Source organism: Saccharopolyspora soli (assembly GCF_022678645.1).
GTDB classification, from domain to species: domain Bacteria; phylum Actinomycetota; class Actinomycetes; order Mycobacteriales; family Pseudonocardiaceae; genus Saccharopolyspora; species Saccharopolyspora soli.
In genome coordinates, this window is record NZ_JALBWV010000026.1 from 85,783 (window position 1) to 107,987 (window position 22,205).

General features: G+C 70.2%; 23 protein-coding genes. 8 read left to right on the forward strand and 15 right to left on the reverse strand.

What is annotated here, in order from left to right; all coding sequences use genetic code 11:
- Nucleotides 1–287 precede the first annotated feature (287 nt).
- On the reverse strand, nucleotides 288–1,847 hold the full coding sequence (locus MOQ72_RS20770) for an alpha/beta hydrolase (protein ID WP_242185602.1): 1,560 nt from the start codon (nucleotides 1,845–1,847) through the stop codon (nucleotides 288–290).
- Between the two features lie 176 nt (nucleotides 1,848–2,023).
- Here MOQ72_RS20770 and MOQ72_RS20775 point away from each other — a divergent pair, with 176 nt between their 5' ends.
- Nucleotides 2,024–2,983: an EamA family transporter gene (locus MOQ72_RS20775; RefSeq protein WP_242185603.1), complete on the forward strand. Its 960-nt coding sequence runs from the start codon at nucleotides 2,024–2,026 to the stop codon at nucleotides 2,981–2,983.
- A 90-nt stretch (nucleotides 2,984–3,073) separates the two neighbouring features.
- Here the strand turns inward: MOQ72_RS20775 and MOQ72_RS20780 are convergent, their stop codons facing one another.
- The 10 genes from MOQ72_RS20780 to MOQ72_RS20825 form a co-directional block, all read right to left on the reverse strand.
- Nucleotides 3,074–3,973: a 2-dehydropantoate 2-reductase gene (locus MOQ72_RS20780; RefSeq protein ID WP_242185604.1), complete on the reverse strand. Its 900-nt coding sequence runs from the start codon at nucleotides 3,971–3,973 to the stop codon at nucleotides 3,074–3,076.
- An 11-nt stretch (nucleotides 3,974–3,984) separates the two neighbouring features.
- On the reverse strand, nucleotides 3,985–5,097 hold the full coding sequence (locus tag MOQ72_RS20785) for an ATP-dependent DNA ligase (RefSeq protein ID WP_242185605.1): 1,113 nt from the start codon (nucleotides 5,095–5,097) through the stop codon (nucleotides 3,985–3,987).
- A gap of 117 nt (nucleotides 5,098–5,214) precedes the next feature.
- Nucleotides 5,215–5,817, reverse strand: a complete 603-nt coding sequence (gene amaP / locus MOQ72_RS20790) for an alkaline shock response membrane anchor protein AmaP (RefSeq protein WP_242185609.1) — start codon at nucleotides 5,815–5,817, stop codon at nucleotides 5,215–5,217.
- Nucleotides 5,814–6,350, reverse strand: a complete 537-nt coding sequence (locus MOQ72_RS20795; RefSeq protein ID WP_242185610.1) for a DUF6286 domain-containing protein — start codon at nucleotides 6,348–6,350, stop codon at nucleotides 5,814–5,816. The genes amaP and MOQ72_RS20795 overlap by 4 nt, the downstream gene beginning before the upstream one ends.
- A 3-nt stretch (nucleotides 6,351–6,353) precedes the next feature.
- A complete protein-coding gene (locus MOQ72_RS20800) occupies nucleotides 6,354–6,746 on the reverse strand; it encodes an Asp23/Gls24 family envelope stress response protein (protein WP_242185612.1) in 393 nt (130 codons plus the stop codon).
- Nucleotides 6,743–6,922, reverse strand: a complete 180-nt coding sequence (locus MOQ72_RS20805; protein ID WP_242185613.1) for a hypothetical protein — start codon at nucleotides 6,920–6,922, stop codon at nucleotides 6,743–6,745. Before MOQ72_RS20805 ends, MOQ72_RS20800 begins: the two co-directional genes overlap by 4 nt.
- A 56-nt stretch (nucleotides 6,923–6,978) precedes the next feature.
- On the reverse strand, nucleotides 6,979–7,245 hold the full coding sequence (locus MOQ72_RS20810) for a hypothetical protein (RefSeq protein ID WP_242185630.1): 267 nt from the start codon (nucleotides 7,243–7,245) through the stop codon (nucleotides 6,979–6,981).
- Complete coding sequence (locus tag MOQ72_RS20815; protein ID WP_242185632.1) at nucleotides 7,245–7,580, reverse strand: hypothetical protein; 336 nt, start codon at nucleotides 7,578–7,580, stop codon at nucleotides 7,245–7,247. Before MOQ72_RS20815 ends, MOQ72_RS20810 begins: the two co-directional genes overlap by 1 nt.
- The gene (locus MOQ72_RS20820; RefSeq protein ID WP_242185634.1) at nucleotides 7,577–8,119 is read right to left on the reverse strand and encodes an Asp23/Gls24 family envelope stress response protein; all 543 of its coding nucleotides are present in this window, start codon (nucleotides 8,117–8,119) and stop codon (nucleotides 7,577–7,579) included. The genes MOQ72_RS20815 and MOQ72_RS20820 overlap by 4 nt, the downstream gene beginning before the upstream one ends.
- Before the next feature lie 158 nt (nucleotides 8,120–8,277).
- Nucleotides 8,278–9,030, reverse strand: a complete 753-nt coding sequence (locus tag MOQ72_RS20825) for a pyrimidine reductase family protein (protein WP_242185635.1) — start codon at nucleotides 9,028–9,030, stop codon at nucleotides 8,278–8,280.
- A gap of 88 nt (nucleotides 9,031–9,118) precedes the next feature.
- Here MOQ72_RS20825 and zapE point away from each other — a divergent pair, with 88 nt between their 5' ends.
- The gene (zapE, locus tag MOQ72_RS20830; protein WP_242185638.1) at nucleotides 9,119–10,144 is read left to right on the forward strand and encodes a cell division protein ZapE; all 1,026 of its coding nucleotides are present in this window, start codon (nucleotides 9,119–9,121) and stop codon (nucleotides 10,142–10,144) included.
- A 3-nt stretch (nucleotides 10,145–10,147) separates the two neighbouring features.
- On the opposite strand, the gene rocD is transcribed toward zapE, so the two are convergent.
- Entirely contained in the window at nucleotides 10,148–11,380 is a 1,233-nt protein-coding gene (gene rocD, locus MOQ72_RS20835) for an ornithine--oxo-acid transaminase (RefSeq protein ID WP_242185640.1), read from the reverse strand.
- 179 nt (nucleotides 11,381–11,559) lie between these two features.
- On the opposite strand from rocD, the gene MOQ72_RS20840 reads away from it, so the two are divergent.
- The gene (locus tag MOQ72_RS20840) at nucleotides 11,560–12,615 is read left to right on the forward strand and encodes a lactonase family protein (RefSeq protein WP_242185641.1); all 1,056 of its coding nucleotides are present in this window, start codon (nucleotides 11,560–11,562) and stop codon (nucleotides 12,613–12,615) included.
- A gap of 220 nt (nucleotides 12,616–12,835) precedes the next feature.
- Here the strand turns inward: MOQ72_RS20840 and MOQ72_RS20845 are convergent, their stop codons facing one another.
- Entirely contained in the window at nucleotides 12,836–14,437 is a 1,602-nt protein-coding gene (locus MOQ72_RS20845; RefSeq protein ID WP_242185642.1) for a serine/threonine-protein kinase, read from the reverse strand.
- A gap of 343 nt (nucleotides 14,438–14,780) precedes the next feature.
- Between MOQ72_RS20845 and MOQ72_RS20850 the strand changes: the two genes are divergently transcribed.
- The 4 genes from MOQ72_RS20850 to MOQ72_RS20865 all read left to right on the forward strand — a co-directional run bounded on the left by MOQ72_RS20850 (nucleotide 14,781) and on the right by MOQ72_RS20865 (nucleotide 19,106).
- Nucleotides 14,781–16,289, forward strand: a complete 1,509-nt coding sequence (locus tag MOQ72_RS20850) for a sugar ABC transporter ATP-binding protein (RefSeq protein ID WP_242185643.1) — start codon at nucleotides 14,781–14,783, stop codon at nucleotides 16,287–16,289.
- Nucleotides 16,282–17,292, forward strand: coding sequence for an ABC transporter permease (locus tag MOQ72_RS20855; RefSeq protein ID WP_242185644.1), 1,011 nt, complete (start codon nucleotides 16,282–16,284; stop codon nucleotides 17,290–17,292). Before MOQ72_RS20850 ends, MOQ72_RS20855 begins: the two co-directional genes overlap by 8 nt.
- Before the next feature lie 30 nt (nucleotides 17,293–17,322).
- Entirely contained in the window at nucleotides 17,323–18,327 is a 1,005-nt protein-coding gene (locus tag MOQ72_RS20860) for a substrate-binding domain-containing protein (protein WP_242185645.1), read from the forward strand.
- Between the two features lie 134 nt (nucleotides 18,328–18,461).
- Complete coding sequence (locus tag MOQ72_RS20865) at nucleotides 18,462–19,106, forward strand: trimeric intracellular cation channel family protein (protein ID WP_242185646.1); 645 nt, start codon at nucleotides 18,462–18,464, stop codon at nucleotides 19,104–19,106.
- 283 nt (nucleotides 19,107–19,389) lie between these two features.
- On the opposite strand, the gene MOQ72_RS20870 is transcribed toward MOQ72_RS20865, so the two are convergent.
- Nucleotides 19,390–19,845 carry a peroxiredoxin gene (locus MOQ72_RS20870; protein ID WP_242185647.1) on the reverse strand — a complete coding sequence of 152 codons (456 nt, stop codon included), beginning with the start codon at nucleotides 19,843–19,845 and terminating at the stop codon, nucleotides 19,390–19,392.
- 129 nt (nucleotides 19,846–19,974) lie between these two features.
- Between MOQ72_RS20870 and MOQ72_RS20875 the strand changes: the two genes are divergently transcribed.
- Complete coding sequence (locus tag MOQ72_RS20875) at nucleotides 19,975–20,901, forward strand: serine hydrolase (protein ID WP_242185648.1); 927 nt, start codon at nucleotides 19,975–19,977, stop codon at nucleotides 20,899–20,901.
- A gap of 35 nt (nucleotides 20,902–20,936) precedes the next feature.
- Here MOQ72_RS20875 and MOQ72_RS20880 read toward each other — a convergent pair whose 3' ends face one another.
- Nucleotides 20,937–22,139, reverse strand: a complete 1,203-nt coding sequence (locus tag MOQ72_RS20880) for a low temperature requirement protein A (protein ID WP_242185651.1) — start codon at nucleotides 22,137–22,139, stop codon at nucleotides 20,937–20,939.
- Nucleotides 22,140–22,205: the final 66 nt, after the last annotated feature.

The following is a 22,205-nucleotide window of genomic DNA, read 5'->3' on the forward strand; positions in this document are numbered from 1 at the left end:
CATTTTGCATCCGGTTACAGATCGCAATGCGTTCATGTGCCCTGTTCAGCACGTCGGACGACAGCGTTTCGCTCGGCCAGCGGTGTTCGGATTGCTCCGGTAGCGAGCACCATCGCAACTGCTGGTATTCGCCACGAAGCGGGAGGCCGTTATGGTCCGCACCGAAGCCGAGCGCGCTCCTCAAGCCCAGGGTGGCTGCAGCTGTTGCAGCAGCTGCACTGGTCCTTCCTGTGGCTGCTGCTCAAGCTGCGGCTGAGCAGTAGGGCCTGCCCGGGGTGTTTGCGGGATCACCCCGGGCAGGCCATGCCATCGGTCGGCACGGCGCCCTGCACCAGGAATCGGCTGACGGCCTCGGTGATGCACGGCGACCTGCCGAGCGCACCGTGCCCGGAGCCCTGCCAGCGCAGCAGCACCCCGGTCGGCAACTGCTCGGCCATGTGATCGCTGCCCAGACCCGGCAGCTGCGGATCGTTCGCGGTGCTGATCACCGGGATCGGCGGCAGGTCCAGGCGGCGCGGCGCGGGCAGCGGCTGCTGGGGGACCGGCCACGACCCGCACCAAACCACCCGCTGCACGGCGGCACCGCCGAACAGCGGGAATCGGTTCACCCAGTCCGCTGCGAGCTCGCCGCTGCGTTGCGGCGGCACGCGCAGCGTCGTGTCGTTGCAGCTGGTGATCATGTCGCCGTCGATCCACGGCGGATTGACGCCTTGCGCGGTGACCAGCGGCGCGCTGATCGCCGCGAGAGCGGCTCCGTCGCCCCGGTCCGCCGCGGCCAGCGCATCGGCCAAGCCCGGCCAGGAGGCCCGATCGGACAGACCCAGCAGCATCGCCTGCACCACCCGGCCACCGCTGACCGCGGTGCCCGGCGCGGGTAGCGGCGTGGTCCGGGTGCGCTCCACGAGATCGCTGACCACCTTGCGCGGATCGGAGCCGAGCGGGCAGCCGCGGCTGACGCAGTCAGCGGCGAACACGTCGAAGGTCTGCTCCGCGCTCTGCGCCTGGGATTCCGCCTGGCCGATCGCGTCGCGGGTCGGGTCGGGCGCACCATCGAGCACCATCCGGCCCACCGATCCGGGGAAGCGTTCGGCGAAGGTCGTCAGCAGCCGGGCCGCCTCTCCGCGCCCGATCGCGTGCAACTTCGGCACGCCCAACTGCAGGCGGAGTTCCTCCAGATCCCCCGCGGTTCGCCAGGTGTCGTACGCCTGCAACCGCTCGTCGAGGTTGAGCAGGCATTCCTGGCTGGCGTCCAACACCGATTCCAGCAGCCGGTCCAGCTCGGCGCGGTCGGTGGCGCGCGGGTCGAAACCGACGATCGACTCGCGCTGCGCGGGCGGCACGCAGTCGGCCGGATCGGATTCGCCGGTGCCGCGCCGGTCCATCCCGATGATGTCGAAGGTGCTCAGCAGCTCGGGCGGCAGCTGGGTGGCCAGCCGGGCGGCGAAGGTCGTGCCCGGCTCGCCGCCGACGTCGCCCAGCACGACCAGCGGTACTCGCCCGGAGCCCGCCCTGATCAGCTCGTTTCGGGCGGTGCCGCGCGTCGGGGAGTCCGGGGCGTCCAGGGTGCTGAGCAGCCGTGCGCAGGAGAAGGTCATGCCGGGCGGCAGACCGCCCAGCTCGGCGCGGGTCTGCTCGGTGCAGTCCGCCCAGCTCAGCGAGTCCTCACCGGGTGAACCCAGCGGCGGGACGGGGGCCGGTTTCGGCGGCTGCGGTGCGGGGACGACCTGCTGCGCACCGTCGTGGTAGGCGACCGCGGGCCGCTCCGATGGCCCGGCCGAGCAGGCGGCGACCACCAGCAGCAGCAACGGCAGTAGCACGGCCCCGACCCGGTGAGTGGTGCGCCGCACGGGTACTCCTCGTCGGGAAGCGCGATGGTCGCTGGACCCGGCCAGCATCGCATGATCCAGGTGAGACCCCGGTGAGGGGCCTGACAATTCGGTACGGCCAGCTCAGCTGGCGCGATAACGTGCGGCGGGTGGGCGGTCATCGCGTCCGCCGCGAGCATCGGAGGTAGCGGAGTATCGTGCACGTCGCGCAGATCGGCCCGGGGGCGTCGTCGAGCAGGCGACCGTTCAGCGTGGAGAACGTCTCCGCGCGGGCAGTCGGGATGATCCCGCCGCCGATGCTCGTGCTGGTTGGCGTGATCAGCCTGCAGGTCGGCGCCGCGTTCGCGAAGCAACTGTTCACCATCGCCGGAGCGTCCGGGGTGGTCGCCCTCCGGCTGCTGTTCGCCGCCCTGATCCTGCTCGCGGTCTGGCGCCCGTCGCTGCGGATGGACCGCAAGACGCTGGCAGTGGTGGCCGGTTATGGCGCGGTGCTGGCGTGCATGAACGTCTGCATCTACCAGTCGTTCGAGCGGATTCCGCTCGGTGCGGCGGTCACCATCGAGTTCCTCGGGCCGCTGGCGGTGGCCGTGATCGGCTCGCGCCGCAAGCTCGACGTGCTCTGGGCAGTGCTGGCGGGCACCGGAGTTGTGCTGCTGGCGCGCGTCGAAGGCGGCCTGGACTGGGTCGGGGTCGCCTTCGCGCTGATGGCGGGTGCGCTGTGGGCGAGTTACATCCTGATCAGCGCCAAGCTGGGGAGCCGGACCAGCGGCGGGTCCGGGCTGGCGCTGGGCATGGCCTTCGGTGCGCTGGTGGCGGCTCCGTTGGGCATCGCCGAGGCCGGGACGGCGCTGCTGCACCCGGCGGTGCTGATCGCCGGGCTGGTGGTGGCCCTGATGTCCTCGGTGGTGCCGTACTCCCTGGAGCTGGAGGCGTTGCGCCGGATGCCGCCGAGGGTGTTCGGCGTGCTGATGAGCCTGGAGCCCGCGGTCGCGGCGCTGGCCGGGCTCCTGGTGCTGGGCGAGGCGCTGGGCGCCTGGCAGTGGGTGGCCATCGCCTGCGTCGTCGTAGCCTCGGTCGGCTCGGTAGGCACCACCAAGAGCCCGCGCCACAAACCCACAAACGACACCCAGTACCCGAAGGACACCGGCGCCAACTGAGCTCGTACAAGGAGTGAAGGGCACCTTTGACCGGCATAGTCGGTCGAAGGTGCCCTTCACTCTTCGCCCGCACGGGCTGCGGCGACTGGGTCAGGGGGCTGGGAGAGGTGTGGGGCGGAGGGCTCGCATCAGGGCCAGGAGCGTTCTGTTGAGCGGGACCGGGATGTTGTGCCGCTCCGCCGCTCGCACCAGCGGGCCGGTGATGTGCTCGTGCTCGGTGGTCAGGCCCGCCACCCGGTCGTAGAGCATGGACGTGCCGTTGGTCGGCGGGAACTTCTCGACGTAGTCGGCGAGCACCCGCTTGGCGTCCTCGAGGGTCAACCGGGCGCCCTCGGCGCGAGCGACCTCGACGGCCTCGGTGAGCACGCCCTCGCTGAGTTCCTGGATGTCCGGCTCGCGGAGCACGTCCAGGCGTCGCAGGGTCAGCGCGGTGATCGGGTTCGGTGCGAGGTTCGTCAGCATCTTCCGCCACGCCGCGGTGTGGAAGTCGTTCGTGGTCCGGACCGTCAGCTTGGCGTCGGAGATCAGCTCGACGAACCGGGTGCCCAGCTCCCCGGCCTCGACCTGCATGGTGGCGGGTGCCCTGCGCACCACGTGCCCGTACCGCACCCGCTCGGCAGGCACGTAGATCAACGCGGGCAGCACCGGGGCCTGCAGCCCCATCCCGGCCACCGATTCGCGGTGCTCGACGCCGTTCTGCACCACCACGACCGGGGCACGCCCGTTGTCCAGCTTCTGCAGCCAGCCTGCGGTGCTCGGGACGTCCTGGACCTTGGTGGTCAGCAGGATCCAGTCGACCTCGCCGAGCCCGCCCGGATCGGTGGCCACCGAAACCGGGATTTCCGCTGTGCCGTCGGGAGTTTCCAGCGTCAACCGGTCGAACGAGGTCCGCACGCACATCGTCACGAGGTGCCCCGCGGCGTGCGCCGCCTCCGCGAGAACTCCGCCGATGCCGCCCGAACCGATTACCGCGATACGTTGCTGTGCCACGGATGCCGAGCCTACTCGCCGACGCGGGCGCCCCGGTTTACGTCACCGAACAGCACTGCGTCGAGGTCGTAACGCGTCGGCTCGTCGAGCTGGTCGTAGCGGCACGACTCGGGATCGCGGTCCGGGCGCCACCGGACGAACTGCGTGGTGTGCCGGAACCGACCCGGATGAGCGCCCTCGGTGTGGTCGTAGGAGACCTCGACGACCCGCTCCGGACGCAGCGGCACCCACGGCTGCTCGGAGCTGTTCCAGCGGTTGACCGAACCGGGCAGCCGCCGCCCGTCCGCGGCATCCGGCCCCAGCCACGGGTGCGCGCCGTCGGTGATCAGCTCGGCGAGTTCGGTGGCGAGCGCCCGCCGCTGGGCTGCGGGGAAGGCACCGACGACGCCGACGTGGTGCAGCACACCGCTCTCGTCGTAGAGCCCGAGTTGCAGCGAACCGACTGCGGTGCCGGGTTCCGTCTTGGCGTGCCAGCGCAGCCCGGCGACCACGCAGTCCGCGGTTCGCGAGTGCTTGATCTTGAACATGGTCCGCTTGCCCGGCGCGTAGTGGCCGTCGGTGGGCTTGGCGATCACCCCGTCCAGCCCGGCGCCCTCGAACACTTCGAACCACGCTGCGGCGGTGTCCGGATCGTCGGTGACCGGTGTGGTGCGCAGTCCGGTGTGGTCCAGCCCGAGACCGGCCAGCAGTTCGCGCCGCTCGGTCTGCACGGCGCTGGTGAGGTCGCGGTCGTCCAGCGCGAGCAGGTCGAAGGCGATGAAGGTGGCCGGTGTCTGCTCGGCGAGCATCCGGACGCGGCTGGCGGCCGGGTGGATGCGCTCGCCCAGCGCGTCCCAGTCCAGCCGGTCCCCGGCGGCGTCGCGGCGGATCACCACGAGCTCACCGTCCAGCACGGCGGGGCGGTGGAGGTGCTCGGCGATGGTCCGCAGGACTTCCGGGAAGTACCGGTCCAGCGGCCGACCGGTGCGCGACTGCAGCAGCACCGGCTGCTCGGCCTGCGGGTCGACGAACACCAGGCACCGGAAGCCGTCCCACTTCGGCTCGAACAGCAGCCCGCCCTGCCGGGAAATGCCGTCGACCGGACTGGCCAGCATCGGTTTCACCGGCGGTTGCAGTGGCAGCACCGGACCCTCCTCCCTCGTGAGTGCCCAACCGGGCTGGAGCCCGGTTTCGCACTCACGACCCCTCGCCGCACCACGTTTGCCCAGGTTAGTCGGTCGAAGGTCGAAAAGCGCCGCAGGTCAGCGGACGCGCTGTCGTGGTGCGCGGTCCAGTTGCAGGCGGATGGCCGTGGGCAGTGTTTCCGTGCCGAGCGATTCGCGAGCTCGGGAGAGCACCTTCCCGTCGAGCTCTTCCCAGACGTGGCGCACGTTGGTGCCTTCTTGCAGCGACAGCGTCAGGCGCAGCGACGGGTGCTGCTGGCTGCCCGCCATCCGCACCCGCGCCCGGTTGACGCCGGGGACCCGTTCGGCGTCGGTGCGCACCGCTTCGGCCAGCGCTGCGGAGGTCACCGTCAGGTCTCCCTCGCCGCCGCGCTCCAACCGCACGTCCGGTCGGGACTCCGGCTGCAACGCGCGGACCACCCACCACAGACCCAGCACGAAAAGCACGATCCCGAGCGCTACCGCGACCGGGATCGCCACCTGCGCGTGATCCCGCAGCCACTGCACCAGGATCGGGTCCGCCAGCGGTCGCTGCGCTCGGAAGACACCCAGCGCACCGCTGCCGACCAGGAGCACGAAGATGCCGCCGAGCAGCGCGAGCACCCCGAGCACGACGACTACGCCGCGTTCGAAGCCCGGCTCGCGACCGATCGGGGTGGTGCTCGGCTTGATCTCGGTCATGGCCGCTCCTTGGGCGTGGCCACGGACACCAGCACCTTCGGTGCGGCGCGCAGCGGGAGATCGCGCACGGCGTGCTCGGCGGTGTCGGTCAGCCGGGTGCGCAGATCACCGGATTCGCGGAACTGCGCGGTGGCCTTCACCTGGACCTGCTTGGCGCTCGCGGTGACCGCTGCCGCCGCGACGCCGTCCTGGCCGCGGACCTGGTGGCCGACCAGGCGGGCCAGCGAGCGCGGGTCGGTGGTCACGGTGACTTCCGGGGCCGGGTCGTGCAGCCGGATGTCCTTGCGGCCGGCGTTGAGCGCGATCAGCAGCAGGAGCAGGCCCACCACCGCGATGACCGCCGCGGTCACGCGGACCGGCAGGGCGCTCCAGGACAGCGCGTTCAGTCCGGAGTAGATGCTGCGCCAGCCGACGATCAGGCCGCCGGTGTTCGGCCGCAGCAGCGCCCAGACCACCTCGATCGCCAGCAGCACTCCGGCCGCCGCGATGGCCAGCCCCAGCAGCGTGGTGATCAGGCGTACCAACAGGCGCATGGCTCACTCCACCCGCGCTGGCGGGTCCGCCGGAACCAGGGCGGACACGGTCACGTCGATGGCCCGGACCCGGAAGTCGGCGATGCGCCGCAACTCCGCACCGACTCGTTTTCGCACGGACGCAACGGTTTCGCGGACTGGCGCCGGGTAGCGCAGCGCGACGTCCAGCCGGACCCGCAGCGCGTCGTCCGGGCCGGACAGCTGCGCGCTCGCGCCGTGCTCGCCGAGCCCGACCCCGGCGATTCGGCGGCGCGTCCGGGCACTGCCGGGATCCTGGTCGGCCGCGTGCTCGGCGATCTTGCGCAGCACGGTGCGGCTGATCCGCAACCGACCCCGCTCGCCCGGATCCGTCCGCTCGGCTTCCCGAGCCTCGACGTTCTCTGCGGCGGCGGTCATTTGTCCCGACCTCGGCCCAGGATGTCGCCGATCTCCAGCTCGCCGTCCAGGATCCGGCCGATCACCAGACCCACCGCGCCGACCAGCAGCGCGATCAGGAAACCGGTGAAGCCGCCGACCGCGCCAGCGGTGCCGAGGATGAGTCCGGCGAGCAAACCGGTCTGTGTCGCATTCATGGGGCAAACCCTCCTGCCAGGGAACTCGGGCGGACCGTGCGGATCATCTCGGATTCTCACCGGACGCGCGGGCAGCGGTTGCGCCGCGCCCGCCAAGCGCGGACGCGGTGCAGCAGTCCGCGGACCCCGCGTGGCCGATCCACCACCTCGATCGGTGCGTCGTAGCGGTCCCGCGGCCGGGGTTCGCCGCGCTGCGCCGCTCGCAGCGCGGCGAGCCCGGCGGCGAAGACCGCCGGGTCACCTCCGACATCCGGATGGTTGGCCCGGACGAACGCGCGGATCGCAGCGCGCGTGGCGGCCGGATCGTGCTGCACGCCAGCCATCATGCGCTTTCCGCCGACTCGTCGGCGGTGATCACGTCGGCGACGGTGATGTCCACCGGGGCGTCGCCGAGCAGCTCGGCGAGTCGGCTGCGGAGTTCGGCGACGACGTCCGGCAGCGGCCGGTCCAGCCGCAGCACCACCGCGACCTCCACGGCGCCCTCGTCGGGCAACCGCACTCCGACGACCTTGCGGCCGGGCAGGTACGAGGCGATCTCGCCGAACTGCCCGCCGTGCAGCCGCATCACCGAGGGGTGGGCGAGCACCCGGTCGGCCAGCTCGCTGGCGGAAACGTGCTCCGGCATGTCGGGGTCGTCCTCCAAGCTGCGCTGGGTCATTCGACGCGGGATGTGGCGGGCGGCCCGGTTTCCTCGTCATCGCTGGGCAGGTGGATGTCGTTGACCGCGATGTTGACCTCGATGACCTCCAGTCCGGTCATCCGCTCGACCGCGGTGATCACGTTGCGCCGCACCGCCCGCGCGAGGTCCACGATGGACGCGCCGTACTCGACGACGATGTCCAGGTCCACCGCGGCCTGCTTCTCGCCGACCTCCACTTGCACCCCGGAGGTGGAGGAAGTGCCGCCACCGCCCGGAATCCGGTCCCGGATCGCGCCGAAGGCGCGGGAGACACCGCCGCCCATCGCGTACACCCCGGCAATCTCGCGGGCAGCGATGCCCGCGATCTTCTGCACCACGGACGCGGCGATGGTCGTCTTGCCCAGGGACGTCTCGTCGGCCAGCCGAGTCGGTGCGCTCTCGGCGCGGCTTTCCGGGATGCGCCGGTGCTCCGCGTTGCGATCGGCAGTCGTTCGTGCGTTCTGCGGCGTCCCACCGGCCTGCGTCCCGCTGCCTTGGGCCCCGCTGTTCTGGGCCATCAACTCCAGCTCCTTCCCGGTACCGCCGATGCCGCTAGGGCTCGGCGTCGCTGTGTGCCACATCACTCATTGTGACGCCATCCGGGGCGCGGTGCCCTGACGCCGCACCATGCCTCGCCAAGGCGCTCACGCCGTCGAATTCCCAGCGGCCCCAACCGTCACTCGCGCATTCTCGCGTAACGCAGCAGGAGCAGCGATTCCGCGTGCAGTACCGACTGCAACCGCATGCGCCGAGGCGGCACACCACCGGCCCCGGCCCCGATCCGACCGGCGTTTCCGCTGGTCAGCATCGGTGACAGGGTCAGGCACAGTTCGTCGACGAGATCGGCGTCGACGAGGTGACCGAACAGCGTCGGACCGCCTTCGCAACCGATGCGGCGCAGCCCTCGCGCCGCCAGCTCGCGCAACGCCGTTCGCAGATCCACTGTTTCGTCACCGGCGACCACGACATCGGCGCCCGCATCGGCGAGCGCGGCGCGACGCTGCTTTGGCGCCGCTTCGGCGGTGAACACGATCGGCGGCACCAGGGTGTCGGTGAGCAGCGGCGAGTCCAGTGGTAGTGACGCCCTGGCGGTGACCAGCGCGATCGGCGGCACCTCGGAGCGGCCCAGCCGTTGCCGCCGCGCGGCGCGGACCTCGGTGCGCTTGACCCCCCGGTAGCCCTCGACCACCGCGGTGCGGACCCCGACCAGCACGACGTCGGAGAGGTCCCGGATCAACCCGAGGACCCGCTGGTCGATCGGTGCGGAAAGGCCGCGCGAACTGCCTTCGACGGTCACCGCGCCATCGAGGCTGGAGATGAAGTTCACGCGCACCCACGGCCGTTGCGGCGCCTCCGGGTAGGCGTAGTACTCCTCCAGCCGGTCGTCCACCTGTTCCGCGCCGTCCACCGGCCAAAGCCTGTCCACCACGCGCCAATCCCACCACGCGCGCACCCGGGTGAGCAGGAGCACGCGACAGCACGGCCGGAGGGACTATGTCCGGTTATAGAGTCGGCGCATGAATTCGCCCCGTCTGGTCGGCCGCCATCCCGAGATCACTCCGGACGAGCTGGTCGAGGCGATGACGCCGCCACCCCGGTTCGACGCGGTGCGTTTCGACACCTACCTCCCCAATCCGGAAGAGCCCAGCCAGGCGCAGGCGGTGCGGGACTGCTCGGCGTTCACCGAGCGGATCAACGCCGATGGCGGGAGCGGGTCGTGGCTGCGCGGGGTGTTCGGCCGCAAGAAGTCCGGCGACGGCAAGCGGGGCCTCTACCTCGACGGCGGCTTCGGGGTCGGCAAAACGCACCTGCTCGCGTCGATGTGGCACGCCACGAACGGGCCGAAGTCCTACGGCACGTTCGTCGAGGTGACCAATCTGGTGGGGGCACTCGGCTTCGCGGAGACGGTCCAGCGCCTCTCCGAGCAGCGGCTGCTGGCGATCGACGAGTTCGAACTGGACGATCCCGGCGACACGATGCTGGTCACCCAGCTGATCGCGAAGCTCACCGACGCGGGCGTGCACATCGCGGCCACTTCCAACACGCTGCCCGACAAGCTGGGCGAGGGCCGCTTCGCGGCGGCGGACTTCCTCCGCGAGATCCACGCGATGTCCGCGCGGTTCAGCGTGGTGCGGGTCGACGGCCCGGACTACCGGCACCGCGGCCTGCCGGACGCACCGCCGCCGATGGCCGACGACGAGCTGACCCGGCTCGCGGAGGCCACGGACGGCGCGACGCTCGACGACTTCGACGAGTTGTGCGAGTTCCTGGCCGGGCTGCACGCGTCGAAGTACGGCCGCCTGGTCGACGGGATCAGCGCGGTGCACCTCAGCGGCGTGCACGCGGCGCCGGACCAGGACGTCGCGCTGCGACTGGTCGCGCTGGCCGACCGGCTCTACGACCGGGCGATCCCGGTGCGGGCCTCCGGCGAACCGTTGGCGGCGATGTTCACCGACGAGATGCTGGGCGGCGGCTACCGCAAGAAGTACCTGCGCGCGATCAGCCGCCTCACGGCGCTGTCCCGAGACCTCGCCAAGTCCTGAACGTCACCGGGTGAGCACTTCGGCGATGGCGTCGAGTCCGGTGTCGAGCTCGTCGCGGGTGATCACCAGCGGCGGCGCGACGCGCAACGTCGTGTCCTGCGTTTCCTTGCACAGCACGCCACGCTCGGCTAGCGCCTCGCTGGCCTGGCGGCCGGTCAGCCCGCCTGCGGCGAGCTCCACCCCGGCCCACAGGCCGCGCCCGCGCACCTCGACCGCTCCGCGGCCGACGAGCTCGCGGAGTCGCGCGTGCAGGTGCGCTCCCAACTCGCGGGAGCGCTCCTGGAACTCGCCGGTGCGCAACAGGCGCACCACGGCTCGTCCCACCGTGCACGCCAACGGGTTCCCGCCGAAGGTCGAGCCGTGCTGGCCGGGGCGCAGCACGCCGATGACGTCGTCGCGACCGACCACTGCGGATACCGGCAGGATCCCGCCACCCAGCGCCTTGCCGAGCGTGTAGAGGTCGGCTCGGACGCCGTCGTGCGCGCTGGCCAGCAGCTCGCCGGTGCGGGCGAGCCCGGACTGGATCTCGTCGGCGATCAGCAGCGCGCCGTGGTCGTCGCAGAGCTGACGCAGCCGGGGCAGGTAGTCGGCGGGCGGCACGATGACGCCCGCTTCGCCCTGGATGGGTTCGACCAGGACCGCTGCGGTGCGTTCGTTGATCGCGGCCTCGACCGCGGCGGCGTCGCCGTATTCGGTGATGACGAAGCCCGGCGTGTACGGACCGAATTCATCGTGCGCGAGCGGATCGGTGGAGAACGACACGATGGTCGTCGTGCGGCCGTGGAAGTTGGACCCGGCCACGATGATCTCGGCCCGGTTCTCCGGCACGCCCTTGACCTGGTACGCCCACTTGCGGGCGATCTTGATGGCGGACTCGACGGCTTCCGCCCCGGAGTTCATCAGCAGCACCCGGTCGGTGCCGGTGAGTTCGGCCAGTTCGCGGCAGAACGGGCCGAACTGGTCGTGGTGGAACGCCCTGCTGGTGAGCGTGACGCGGCCGAGCTGTTCGGTGGCCGCGGCGACCAGGTCCGGGTGGCGGTGGCCGAAGTTCAGCGCCGAATACCCGGCCAAGAAATCCAGGTAGTGCCGTCCGTCCACATCGGTCATCCAGGAACCGGACGCCTCGGCGATCACGACCGGCAGCGGGTGGTAGTTGTGCGCGCTGTACTGCTCGTCGAGCGCGCGGTAGGAGGCGGCTCGCGAGGAGGCTTCGAGGTGCGACGGGACGACAGTCATGGGCATAAGGTTATGTCGCCTGCTGCGTAGATTTCAGCCGCGAGCTGTTGCTTGCAGTGTCGATTCATTGCGTGCTGACCAGCGGTCTTGGAGCTTCGTTGTCTCATCGGGGAAGATTGGCCGCCTCTTGACATCATGTATCGGGTAAGAGCTGCGCGGACTGGGAGGGCGAGGCAGGGATGCCGGACAACGGTGCGTACCGGGTGTACCTGGGCGCGTACACGGGAACGGAATCGGCGGCCGACGGGATCCGGCTCGCCATCGTCGACGCCCACGGGGCGCTGCGGTGCACCGAAAGCGTTGCCGAGGCATTCGATCCTTCTTTCCTCGCGATAGCACCCGATGGGGCGACGCTGTTCGCGGTCAGCGAGCTGCGGCAGGGCCGGGTCATCGCCTTCGCGGTGCATGCGGACGGCACGCTCAAGGAGATCAATTCGCAACCGACGCTGGGTTCGGCGCCGTGCCACCTCAGCGTGCACCAGTCCGGGAAGTACCTGCTGACCGCGAACTACGGGTCCGGGAACGTGGTGGTGCACCCGATCGACGTCGGCGGTGTGCTCCGCGAGCCGTGCCACGTGGTGCAGCACAGCGGCAACGGCCCGAACCCGCAACGCCAGGAGGGGCCGCACGCGCACCAGGTGCTGCCCGACCCGTCCGGCCGGTACGTGCTCGCGGTGGATCTGGGGACCGACTCGGTGTACGTCTACGACTTCGATGCGGACAGCGGTCATCTGATGCTCAAGCACGAAGTTCCGCTGCGCGCCGGTGCCGGGCCGCGGCACCTGGCGTTCCACCCGGACGGCGAACGGGCCTACCTGATCAACGAACTGGCGTCCTCGATCACCGAGTTCGGCTACGACCCGGAATCCGGGGTGCTGGAGCCGGGGCGCACCCTTTCCACGCTGCCGCCGGACTACGGGCAACCGAACCTGGCGGCCGAGATCGTGGTGACGCCGGACGGCCGGTTCGTGTTCGGCTCGAACCGGGGGCACGACAGCATCGCCGTGTTCCGGGCCGATTTCAGCGACGGCGAGTTCCGGCTGGTCGACATCCGCCCGGCGCTGGTGGCCGAACCCCGCCACATCGCGCTGTCGCCGGACGGTCGGGTGCTGTTCGCGGCTGGTCAGCGCAGCAACGACGTGCAGTCCTTCGACATCGCCGACAACGGAGCCCTGACCCCGCTGCGCGACCCGGTCCCAACGCCAACCCCGGTCTGCATCCTCCCCGCGGTGTGATCCCCAAATAAGAGAGTGTGCGGCTCGTCTTGCCCGCGGCGGTGCAAGTTGCATGGGTGGGCTAAGCGGCTTCGCCGCTTGCGACGGCCCAGGTGCGTGCGTCCGTTGGGTGTCGCGGCGGCGGTCTACCACCGGAAGCGGCTACCGCCGCTTGCTTGACGAGCCCACGCCACGCCCAATCCGCGCACCCTCTAATTTGGGGAAATTCGGGAGCTCGGGTTCACAGGATGCGGGCGTCGTAGCGGCCGGTGGAGTACTGGGCGAGGGCCGTTCTGACGCGTCTGGTTTCTTGGCGGCGGGTGAGCCAGCCGCCGGTCGCACCGATCGGGAAGATCCGGGCTCCGCCGTGGTAGCGGCGGGCTCGGTGCCAGAGCCGGGAGTTGGGCGCGCTGCCGTCGGCGAGCCACACCGCCACCGAGGTGCGCTTGCCGCTGCCGACCACGCCGACCCGTTGGATCTGGCTCCACGGGATCTCGTGGGTCAGCCCCATCCGCGACACCAGCAGTCCATCACTGTTGATCTTCAACCGTAGGCTCGGCAACAACGCCTTCCCAGCCGACCAGATCGCGCTGATGGTCAACAGCAGCAGGCCCAGTCGGAAGATGGCGATCATGTCCGCCGACACGCGACCGCCGAGGCCCTGGGTCTCGTACAACCGGTTGGCGCCGAAGACGATCAGCAGGCAGATGATCGCCGACAGCGCGGCCCGGGTCCGCCCACCGGTGGCGAACACCGGGCCAGGACCGTCCTTGCGCACCCGCGCCAGGGCCATCTGCTGCTGCGCGGTCTGCTTCGGACGCGCGGGGACGATCTTGTCGCGGGTCGGCGCGGCGGGTGCGGGCGGCGCAGGCGGCGCGGGCTGCGCCTGGGTGTAGGCGCGGGTCACCGGCTTCGGCTGCGCCGCCACCGGTTGCGGCGGCGGGGTGTCGGGCAGCGGTGCGTTCGCCGTCTGCTGCAACTGCGTGGCGTGCTGGGCGATCACGTCGGTGATGGCTGGCGGCAGCCACTGGTTGCCCTGCGGGCTGGATTCGCCGAGCTGGTCCAGCATCGCGCTGGTGGTGGGCCGGGTGGCCGGGTCCTTCGCCAGGCAGGCCGCCAGCAACGGCTGCAACCCGGCGGGCACTCGGGACAGATCGGGCTCGGCGTGCGCCACCCGGTAGAGCAGGGCGGCCGTGCTCTCCTCGCCGAACGGCCCGCACCCGGTCGCCGCGAAGACCAGCACCGCGCCGAGCGAGAAGACGTCGCTGGGCGGACCGATCTCGCCGCCGAGGGTCTGCTCGGGGGAGAAGAAGCCGGGCGTGCCCAGGAACATGCCGGTCGCGGTCAGGGACTTGCCGGTCATCGCGCGCGAGATGCCGAAGTCGATGACCCGCGGACCGTCCGGGCCGAGCAGCACGTTGGCCGGTTTCAGATCGCGGTGCACCAGGTTGGCGCGGTGGATCGCGCCCAGCGCCTCCGCAAGTCCGGCGGCCAGGCTGCGCACCGTGGCCTCCGGCAGCGGGCCGTAGTCCACCACCGCCTGGTGCAGCGTCGGGCCGGGCACGTATTCGGTCGCGAGCCAGGGTTGTTCGGCATCCGGGTCCGCGTGCACCACCGCCGCGGTCCAGAACCCGCCCACCGATCGGGCCGCCAGCGCTTCGCGGCGGAACCGCTCCCGGAACTCCGGATCCTCGGCGAGGTCGGGCCGGATGACCTTGACCGCCACCACCCGCCCACCGCGCGAGCGACCGAGGTAGACGCCGCCCATCGCGCCACGGCCCAGCCGGGCGAGCAACCGGTAGTCGCCGACCCGGTGCGGGTCGCTGCCCAACAACGGCTGCACGGAGCCTCAGCCTCCTGGAGATCGCGGTCGTGATCCCCACCGAGCTTACGTACCTGCCGCCCGGCGCGTGCCGGTTCTCCGCAGCCGACCAGCGGCGCGGGGACATTTTCAGGCAGTGGTTCGGGTCACGGAACCCTCGACGCCGCCGCCCCGCCAGGTCCGGGCGAGGACCTCGGGGTTCGGCTGTCCCGCACCGCGAGCGGTCACCTCGTCCTACTGCGGGGTGCCAGCCGCTGGTAATCGAATACTTGGCTTCGTTCCAACCCTTTCTCGGGATGGGTGTAGTGGGTATGATCCGGCGCACTGCCAGCCGGAGGAGCGATCACTGGAGGGGAGGCACTGCGTGACGTCCACCGACCAGACCCATCCCGCAGTGGCGCTGCACGGCGTCGGCAAGCGGTTTCCGGGCGTCGTCGCGGTCTCCGACGTCACGCTGGCCATCCCGCCCGGCGAGGTGCACGTGTTCGCCGGGGAGAACGGCGCGGGCAAATCGACGCTGATGAAGCTGATCGCGCAGATCGAGCAGGTCAGCAGCGGAACCGTCGAGCTGGACGGCGTCCCGGTCAGCTACCAGGGTCCGGGCGCGGCCCGTCGGCTCGGCGTTTCGATGGTGCACCAGGAGTTCGCGCTGGCACCGGACCTCTCGGTGGCCGAGAACCTGTTCATCGGGCACGAACCCGGCCGCGGCGGGTGGATCTCCCGAGCCGAGGAGCGCCGCGCCGCGCGGGAGCTGCTCGGCAACGTCGGCCTGGACATCGATCCGGGGCGGCGGGTTGCGCTGCTGTCCACTGCGGAGCAGCAGCGCGTTGAGCTGGCGAAAGCACTGGCGGTGCGGGCGAAAGTGCTCATCCTGGACGAGCCCACGGCAAGCCTGACCGAGCGGGAGGCCCAGGAGCTGTTCGGCATCGTCCGCGAGCTGACCGGCAAGGGCATCGCGGTGCTCTACATCTCGCACCGGTTGGACGAGATCTTCGAGATCGGCGACCGGGTGACCGTGATGCGCGACGGCGCCGTGGTCGCCACCCGGCCGGTGACCGAGCTCGACGAGGCGCAGCTGGTGCAGCTCATGGTCGGCCGCGACGTGGCCAACCTCTATCCGCGCACCCACAGCGAGCCCGGTGCGGTGCGGTTGCGGATCGAGGGGATCAGCCGCGGCGACGCGGTGCGCGACGTGTCCTTCGAGGTCCGCGCGGGGGAAATCGTCGGGCTGGCCGGACTGGTGGGGGCCGGGCGCACCGAGCTGGCGCGCGCGGTGTTCGGCGCGGAGCTGCCCGATGCGGGCACGATCACCTTGGACGGCAAGCGGTTGCGCATCCGCAGCCCCGCCGATGCGATCGCGGCTGGCATCGGATACCTGACCGAGAGCCGGAAAACCGATGGTCTTGCCCTGCCACTGGGGGTGGACAAGAACATCACGCTCGCCAAGCTGCCGATGCGCGCCGGGCTGATCGACCTGGTCACCGAGCGGCGGGTTGCCGAACGGGAGCGCGACAGCCTGCGGATCCGGGTGCCGTGGGTGGGGCGGCCGGTGCGCATGCTCTCCGGCGGCAACCAGCAGAAGGTGATCCTGGCGCGGTGGCTGGAGACCGGCGCGGAGGTCCTGTTCTTCGACGAACCCGGCCGCGGCATGGACGTCGGGGCCAAGTCGGAGATGTTCCAGCAGATGGATTCCCTGGCCGCGCAGGGCAAAGCCGTGGTGCTCATCTCCAGCTACCTGCCGGAACTGCTGAACATGTGCGATCGGATCCTGGTCATGCGCGGCGGCCGGATCACCGGCGAGGTCCAGCGCGCGGACTTCTCCGAGGAACGCGTCGTCGCGCTCGCGACCGGAGCGAAGGGCAACAATGGCTGAACAGCTCAAGGCACCGTCCAATGGGGACCGCGGCCTGCTGGGCAGGTTGGGGGACCGGCTGTCCGGCGCGATCTCGCAGGTCGCCGCGGCCGGTGCGCTGATCGTGGTCTTCATCGTGCTGTCGATCGTCGCGCCGTCGTTCCTCACCGCGGACAACCTGTTCAACCTGGGCTCGCAGACCTCGGTGAACGCGGTGATGGCGGTCGGCGTGACGCTGGTGATCATCACCGGCGGCATCGACCTGTCGGTCGGTTCGGTGGCAGCGCTCTCCGGGGTGCTCGGCGTGATCCTGATGGCCCAGTACGGCTTCAACCCGCTGGTCGGCATCCTCGGCGGCATCGTGATCGGCGCGGTGGCCGGGCTGGTCAACGGGCTGCTGGTGTCGGTGGTCGGACTACCGCCGTTCATCGCCACCCTCGGCATGCTCAGCGTCGCCAGGGGCCTGGTGCTGATCGTCACCGGCGCGGTCGCGGTGTTCGGCGCACCCGAGTCGTTCCGACTGCTCGGCCAGGGCGTCATCGGGGCGATCCCGATCCCGGTGCTGCTGATCGCCGTCGTCGCGGTGGCCGGGCACGTGGTGCTCACCCGGACCCGGCTCGGCCGCTACGCGTACGTGATGGGGTCCAACATGGAGGCCGCTCGGCTCTCCGGTGTGCCGGTTCGGCGCTACACCACGGCGGTCTACGTGCTCTCCGGCGCCCTGGCCGGGCTCGGCGGCATGATCGCGTCGTCCCGGATCTACTCCGGGCAGCCCAACTTCGGCGAGGGGCTGGAACTGGACGTGATCGCCGCGGTGGTCATCGGCGGCGCGAGCCTGTTCGGCGGTCGCGGCACCGTGTGGGGTTCGCTGATCGGAGCCTTCCTGGTCGCGGTCATCCGCAACGGCGCCGTGCAGCTCAACATCAACGACTTCTACCAGAACGTGCTGATCGGCGTGATCATCTGGTTGGCGGTCTGGTGGGACCGCTACCAACGGCGCAAGCTCGGCGGCGACGCCGGATAGCAAACCCGCGATGAGCAAGGGAGCTCGGCGATGAAGAGGGTACTTACCGCTACCTGCGTGCTGCTTTCGGTGGTCGCTGCCGGGTGCAGTGTCGGGGTGCGCGAACAGACCGGCGGCGGTGGCCAGCAGGGTGGGCCGATCAGGCTCGCCGTGGTGCCGAAGGCGATCGGGTTCGACTTCTGGGAGCAGGTGCGGGTCGGCGCCGAATGCGCCGGTTCCAAGCAGCAGGGCGTGACCATCCACTGGGACGGGGTGACCGCCGAAAGCGATGTCAGCGGTCAGCAGAGCCTGTTGCAGAACCTGCTGTCGCAGGGGGACATCGGCGGTCTGGTGTACGCCGCGACGGATGCCAGGGCGCTGGCCGACATCACCAAGTCGGCCCAAGCCCAGGGCACCACGGTGGTCAACATGGACTCCGGCACCAACCCGCAGCCGCCGGACGTGCCGGTGTTCGCGACGAACAACGTCGCCGCCGCCGAACAGGCCACCGACGCGCTCGCACAGCAGCTCGGCGGCCAGGGCAAGGTGGCGTTCATCGAGTTCCAGCCGGGCACCAGCACCAACGAGACCCGCGCGGAGGGCTTCAAACGGGGCATGGCCAAGCACCCCGGACTGCAGCTCGTCGCGCAGCAGTCCAGCAACAGCGACTACAACCGGGCCCTGCAGGTCACCCAGGACATCCTGACCGCCAACCCGGACCTCAACGGCATCTACGCGGCCAACGAGCCGAGCGTGCTCGGCGCGGCCGAGGCGGTGCGGCAGGCTGGCAAGGCCGGTCAGGTGAAGATCATCGGCTGGGACACCTCGGACGGCGAGATCCAGGGGCTGCGCGACGGGGTGATCACGGGGTTGATCGCGCAGAACCCGTTCAAGATGGGCTTCGCCGCGGTCAACGCGGCGGTGACCAAGATCCGCGGTTCGAACGAACCGATGCCCAACCCGGACACCGGCTCACTGCTGATCACCAGGGACAACGTGGACAGCCCCGAGGTGCAGAAGCTGCTCAACCCAAGCTGCGAAAACCCACCCGCCTGACCCGCGGAGGAATGGAGTGAGGGGCACCCTTAACCAAGTTACTTGGTTAAGGGTGCCCCTCACCTCTCACCTGAATGGGGTGGTGAGTGCGTAGCCGGGTTGGAGCCCGGTCGTGCACTCACGAGAATGCAGCGGTGGTAACCGCAATCGTGAATCCGCTCGTGCAGGAGGTCCTGGATCTCATCGGGATCTTCGCCTTCGCGCTCTCCGGTGCGCTGCTCGCCGTTCGCAAGCGCTTCGACGCGGTCGGCATCGCCGTGCTGGCCGAGGCGACCGCGCTGGGCGGTGGGCTGTTCCGGGACCTGGTGATCGGCGCGGTGCCGCCGGTGGCGTTCACCAACATCGCGTACTTCATCACCCCGCTCATCGCCGCGGCGGTGGTGTTCTTCTGGCATCCCCGGCTGGCCCGCATCCGGCGGTTCGTGCTGGTCTTCGACGCGGTCGGGCTGGGCGTGTTCTGCGTGGCGGGCAGCATCAAGGCGCTCAACTTCGGGATGCACCCGCTACCGGCCGTGGCGCTCGGTGCGGCGACCGCGATCGGCGGTGGCGCGATCCGGGACTTGCTGGCCGGTGAGATCCCGGCGCTGCTGCACCCGAAGAGCGAGATCTACGCGGTGCCCGCGCTGCTCGGCAGCGCGCTGGTCTCGATCATGGCGGTGGCGGGCGTGCTGACGCCGATCACGAGCGCGCTCGCGGCACTGCTCGCGATCGTCGTCCGGCTGCTAGCCCTGCGCTACGGCTGGCGGGCCCCGCTGGCTCGTGGGGGAGTCGCGCTATGAGTTCTGCTTAGAGGGTGCGCGGCTCGTCTTGCGTGGCGGAACCTCAGAGGCTTTCTCGTCTCCAGGATCCCCGACATCATGTATGTCCGACCACGTCGGGGCTGTCTTCCGCGAGAAAGCCCCTGAGAACCCGCGGCGGTGCCAGCTGCGAGGGTGGGAGGAAGCGGCTCACGCCGCTTGCCTGACGACCACCCTGGCTGCCCAATTCGCGTGCCCTCTTATGAGCTCGTCTTTGAGCTCGTGCACCCGGCCACCTGCTGACTCCACCGCACCGCAGCGCAAGTCAGTCCGCGCGTTCTCTGAGCACGCTCAACGCGGTGTCGGCGTGTACTGCCATCCGGAACTCGTTGCGGATCACCGCGAGCACTCGGCACTGCTGGTCGATGACGAACGTGTGTCGTTTCACCGGAATCGGACCAAAACGCCGTTTGACACCGAACTGGCGTGCGACCATGCCTTCGAAGTCGGACAGCAGAGGGAAGGAGAAGTCGTGCGATCCGGCGAACTTCCCCTGCTTGGCCACCGGGTCCGCGCTGATGCCGACCGGCTGGGCGCCGAGCTCGGCGAACTCGGCGGACAGGTCGCGGAAGTGGCAGGCTTCCGCGGTGCAGCCGCTGGACATCGCCGCCGGGTAGAAGAACAGCACCACCGGGCCGTCGGACAGCAGGTCGGACAGCTTGCGTTCGGTGCCGTGCTGGTCGGGCAGCACGAAGTCCGCCACCGTGTCGCCTTCTCGCATGCTGGCTCCTCCAAGGACTCGGGGCCCAAAGGGTATGCACACCACCGCGCCGTCCGATACCGGTTTGACCACAACCGCTCACGGGTAGCTGAGGGCAGTCCGTCGACGGGCACGGCGATCGGGGTAGAGGTGTCCGACCGGAAGGCGGAGTCGAGCCCGCCACGTCGGCACGTGGCGGCTGGACGATTAGCGCTGCTGGTCATCGCCCTGGCGCTGGTGGTGGCCGGTTGTACGCAACCAGACGTCGTGACAGTGCGAACCGATTCGACGATGGCGGCGCCGTTGCCGACCGCGACCGCGGCCGCGGCACCGGTTCCGAAGCCGGAGCCGACCGGACAGGCGGCGGCGATGGTTTCCGCGGTCGAGCAATGGGCGGATGACCACAGTGGAACGACGATCGGTGTCGCTGTGCTCGACCGGGCTACCGGGGAGCTCTCCCTCGGTCGGGAGGCGTCGAAGCCGCTGTACTCCGCCTCGCTTTCCAAGCTCATCGTCGCGGTGGACGTGTTGCAGCGGGCGCACACCGGACTCCGGGTGAACGACCAGGTCCGGGGCTGGCTCCGGCGGGCGCTCGGACCGAGCGACGACGAGGCGATGAACGCGCTGTGGAGCATGTTCGACGGTCCGGGCGCGGTGACCAGGGTCGCGAGGGTGGTCGGACTTGAGGACACCCGCACGCCGCGGAACTCCTCGCGGTGGGGCGAAACCCTGGTGTCCGCACGCGACATCGTCCGGCTCTACGACTACGTGCTGACGGAGTTGTCCGCGGAGGACCGGGATTTCATCGTGGCGAGCCTCGCCGCCGCACCGGCTCGGGCGACCGACGGTTTCGACCAGGCGTTCGGGCTGCGGGTTTTTCCGTCCGGTGCGGTGAAGTCCGGCTGGATGTGCTGCCAGCAGGGCAAAATCACGTTGCACAGCGCGGGGATCACGGACCAGCAGGCGCAGCGCTTCGTGATGGCGCTGCTTTCCAGCCAACCCAGTTCCCTCGGCTACGCCAAGGCTCGGCAGGAGCTCACCGACGCCGCGCAGTCGGCTCTCACACCGGTGCACTGATCCGGATTCCCCGCCAGCAGGGGGAAATCCGGACATCAGGACGGCAAGTGCTCGGCGGGTCGGCGGCCTGCGTGCTGGATGACGAGTCCGGTGGTCAGCAGCAGTGCCATCAGAATTCCCATCACCAGCACGGTGAAGGAGATGGTGAGCAGATCCGCCAGCAGCGCGGTCAGTACCAGCAGCACGGAGCCCGCGACCGTCGCCATCGTGGTCCCGACGCCCGCATCGGCCATCCGGGAGTGCAGGAGGCCGGTCGTCAACAGGTAGACGACCAGCGGAATCGCGACGGCGAGGGCCGCTCCGACGGTGCCCAGGTGCGCCTTGTGCGCGTTGCTGTCGATTGCGACTTCCAGTCCCGCACCGACGGCCGCGACCCCGGCGAACACCAGGTAGTGGCCGTAACCCCAAACCAACGGGAGGCGCAGGTCGCGTAGGAGCTCAACTGCCGAGTGCTTGAAGTACAGCCACCACATCGAGAAGATCATCAACAATCCACCGATGCTGAGTTCCAGCAGCTGCGCCGACCAGCCGCCGCCATCTGCGACGTCCTCCTGGATCGCGGCGGTCGCCGCGAGCACCACCTCGCCCAGCACGATGATCGTGAACAACCCGTAGCGCTCGGCGATGTGGTGCGGATGCCAGGTCGTCTGCCGGTGGGATTCGGCGAACGCCGGGACCGCGAGCTCGGCCACCACCAGCACCACGAACCCGAACTCCGCCCAGGGATGGGGCAGCGCCAGCCGGGCCACCCAGCCGACCTGCACCACCGCGATAGCGCCCGCGTAGCGCAGCGCGGGAGCCCGCCCCTCGGGGTGCTCGCGCGAGGCCCGCAGCCATTGGGCGATCATCGCCACCCGCATCACCACGTAGCCGACGGTCACGATGGTGAAGTCGTAGTCGTGGAACGCGCTGGGCACCCCAGAAGCGAGCACCAGTACCCCGGCCATCTGCAACAAGGCCAACGCGCGGTAGGCCACGTCGTCGGTGTCGTAAGCGGAGGCGAACCAGGTGAAGTTCATCCACGCCCACCAGATCGCGAAGAACACCATGAGGTAACCGATGCTGGTGGCGCCGATGTGCCCTTCGGAGACCCCGTGGTGCAACTGCACCGCGGCCTGCCCGACGGCGGCGACGAAGCACAGGTCGAACAGCAGCTCCAACGGCGTGGCCACCCGGTGTGCCTCGGCCGGGTCGCGCGCGACCATCCGGCGGCGCAGGGGCGGAACGATCTCGCTCATGGTCGCTCATTGTCGGCGAGCCAGGCGGGACCTGCCGCGCTGGGGGAGTGCCGGCGGCGTCGGCGG

Excerpts from the sequence above, each read along its gene's own strand:
- MOQ72_RS20820 (WP_242185634.1), bottom strand. The coding sequence starts at position 8,119 with ATGGCCCAGAACAGCGGGGCCCAAGGCAGCGGGACGCAGGCCGGTGGG.
- MOQ72_RS20805 (WP_242185613.1), bottom strand. The coding sequence starts at position 6,922 with ATGAATGCGACACAGACCGGTTTGCTCGCCGGACTCATCCTCGGCACC.
- MOQ72_RS20860 (WP_242185645.1), top strand. The coding sequence starts at position 17,323 with ATGAAGAGGGTACTTACCGCTACCTGCGTGCTGCTTTCGGTGGTCGCT.
- MOQ72_RS20795 (WP_242185610.1), bottom strand. The coding sequence starts at position 6,350 with ATGCGCCTGTTGGTACGCCTGATCACCACGCTGCTGGGGCTGGCCATC.
- rocD (WP_242185640.1), bottom strand. The coding sequence starts at position 11,380 with ATGACTGTCGTCCCGTCGCACCTCGAAGCCTCCTCGCGAGCCGCCTCC.
- zapE (WP_242185638.1), top strand. The coding sequence starts at position 9,119 with ATGAATTCGCCCCGTCTGGTCGGCCGCCATCCCGAGATCACTCCGGAC.
- MOQ72_RS20870 (WP_242185647.1), bottom strand. The coding sequence starts at position 19,845 with ATGCGAGAAGGCGACACGGTGGCGGACTTCGTGCTGCCCGACCAGCAC.
- MOQ72_RS20840 (WP_242185641.1), top strand. The coding sequence starts at position 11,560 with ATGCCGGACAACGGTGCGTACCGGGTGTACCTGGGCGCGTACACGGGA.
- MOQ72_RS20815 (WP_242185632.1), bottom strand. The coding sequence starts at position 7,580 with ATGACCCAGCGCAGCTTGGAGGACGACCCCGACATGCCGGAGCACGTT.
- MOQ72_RS20855 (WP_242185644.1), top strand. The coding sequence starts at position 16,282 with ATGGCTGAACAGCTCAAGGCACCGTCCAATGGGGACCGCGGCCTGCTG.
- MOQ72_RS20800 (WP_242185612.1), bottom strand. The coding sequence starts at position 6,746 with ATGACCGCCGCCGCAGAGAACGTCGAGGCTCGGGAAGCCGAGCGGACG.
- MOQ72_RS20810 (WP_242185630.1), bottom strand. The coding sequence starts at position 7,245 with ATGGCTGGCGTGCAGCACGATCCGGCCGCCACGCGCGCTGCGATCCGC.
- MOQ72_RS20880 (WP_242185651.1), bottom strand. The coding sequence starts at position 22,139 with ATGAGCGAGATCGTTCCGCCCCTGCGCCGCCGGATGGTCGCGCGCGAC.
- amaP (WP_242185609.1), bottom strand. The coding sequence starts at position 5,817 with ATGACCGAGATCAAGCCGAGCACCACCCCGATCGGTCGCGAGCCGGGC.